The organism is Xanthobacter sp. BG11Y11_SDJG (genome assembly GCF_057364445.1).
The window spans coordinates 1-1,958 of record NZ_JBNFNU010000573.1; the positions used below are offsets into that span (position 1 = coordinate 1).

General features: G+C 73.3%; 1 protein-coding gene and 1 pseudogene. Both read right to left on the minus strand.

The window, feature by feature from the left end:
• Positions 1–211: 211 nt before the first annotated feature.
• Positions 212–1,594, minus strand: a complete 1,383-nt coding sequence (locus AC2W7M_RS24540) for an MATE family efflux transporter (protein ID WP_486135642.1) — start codon at positions 1,592–1,594, stop codon at positions 212–214.
• A 21-nt stretch (positions 1,595–1,615) separates the two neighbouring features.
• Positions 1,616–1,958: pseudogene (locus AC2W7M_RS24545) on the minus strand (acetyl-CoA C-acyltransferase); the annotation flags it as partial.

Here is a 1,958-nt window from a genome sequence, read left to right on the forward strand (position 1 = left end):
CGGCGCGCTGCGGCCGCTGGCGCTCGGCGTGCTCATGGGCGTGTTCGCCATCGCCGGGTTCGTCTTCGGGCGGCCTGTCGCAGGCGGGCGGGCGGGGGGGCTGCCGGTGTCCGGCGCCTTCCTGCTCGCGGTGCTGCTGATCGTGGTCGCCGCCATCGGCTATCTGTTCGGGCGCTCGACGGCCGGCGCGCCTGAGCGCGCGGCGCCGGCGCTACCGGAACCAGGCGCCGGAGCGCACCGCCGCGAGGATGGTCAATCCGTACGCCACCAGCGCCGCGGCAAGCGCCGCGAACAGCGCCGTGAGCGAACCGGTGAGCGCGAGGGCGAGCCAGCCCCCGCCGAGCGCCAGCGCCACGCGCAGGAAGCCGCTCGCCAGCGGCCAGAACAGCCGTCCCGCGCCCTGCGAGGCGAAATAGAGCGACATGCCGAGACCGAAGAAGCCGTAGGCCGGCCCGACGATCCTCAGATAGTCGCTGCCAGCGGCGATCATGGCCGGGTCGTCGCTGAACAGCGACAGCCAGGCCTGAGGCCACAAAGCGGCGGCGATGCCGATCGCCTCGGTGACGAGAAAGGCGAGGCCGCCGCCCATCAGCGCGATGGCGAGCGCCCGGTCGCCGCGCCCGGCGCCGATATTGGTGCCCACCAGCGCCACCAGCGGCGCGCCGATGCCGAAGATGAGCGGGATCAGCAGGTATTCGAGCCGCGCGCCGGTGCCGAACCCGGCCACGGCCTCGACCCCGGCCGCCGCTGCGACGAGGGCGGTCGCCCCGGCGATGGTCACGTTGGTCTGGATGGAGGCGACCGCCGAGACCGCGCCGACCTTCAGGATGCCCCGCATGAGCGCCCAGCGCAGGCGCACCCAGCGGAAGCGGGCGGGGTTGCGTCCGGAGGCGACCCGCCAGGCCATGGCGAGCGTGCCCACCGCATAGAACAGCGTCAGCGCCACGCCGCCGCCGGCGATGCCGAGGCCGGGAACGGGGCCGAGCCCGAAGATCAGCACCGGCGAGGCGGGGATGAGGAACACCACGCCGGCGCAGATGACGACGGCGGGGAAGAGCATGTCGCCCGTGCCGCGGATCACGCTCGCCAGCGCGTTCATTAGCCACACGAAGACGATGCCCGCGAACACCGTGTTGGAATAGACCAGCGCCGCCTCCAGGGCGCCGCCGGTGCCGCCGAGCGCGGTGTAGATGGGTCGCCCGAACAGCAGGAACACGAGCGAGAAGGAGAGGCCCAAGGCGCCATTGATCACCACCGCATGCAGCACCAGCGCATCCGCCTCCTCGCGCCGTCCGGCGCCCAGCGCCCGTGCGATGGCGGAGGAGATGCCGCCCCCCATGGCGCCGGCGGAGATCATGGTCATCAGCATCACCGGCGGAAACACCAGCGCCATGCCGGCGAGCGCATCGGTGCCGAGGTGCGCGATCCACCAGGTCTCGATCAGCCCGGTGGCCGCCTGCGCCACCATGATCAGCATGTTGGGCCACGCCATGGAGAGCAGCAGCGGCAGCATCGGGGCTTCCACCAGGCGCCGGGTGCGGCCTTCCAGCGGCGGAGCGGCGGCGGCCCGCGGGGATGTGGTCGCATCGGTCATGGCGCGGCCTTTCGTGGCGGCTCAGGCGGCTTCGAGGGCGAGGGCGATGCCCTGGCCACCGCCGATGCACAGGGTGACCATTCCCCGGCGAATGCCGTCGCGCCGCATGCCGTGGAGCAGCCGCGTCACCAGCACTGCGCCGGTGGCGCCGATGGGGTGGCCGTGCGCCACCGCGCCGCCTTCCACGTTGACGATGTCCTCGGGCAGGCCGAGCGTGCGGGCCACGGCCAGCGGCACGGCGGCGAACGCCTCGTTGATCTCGATCCGCTCGATATCGCCCAGCGTCCAGCCGGCGCGGTCCAGCGCCTTGCGCACGGCCGGCACGGGGCCGAGGCCGAACAGGCCGGGCTCCACCGCCGCGACG

Coding starts and splice junctions, on each gene's coding strand:
- AC2W7M_RS24540 (WP_486135642.1), bottom strand. CDS start 1,594: ATGACCGATGCGACCACATCCCCGCGGGCCGCCGCCGCTCCGCCGCTG.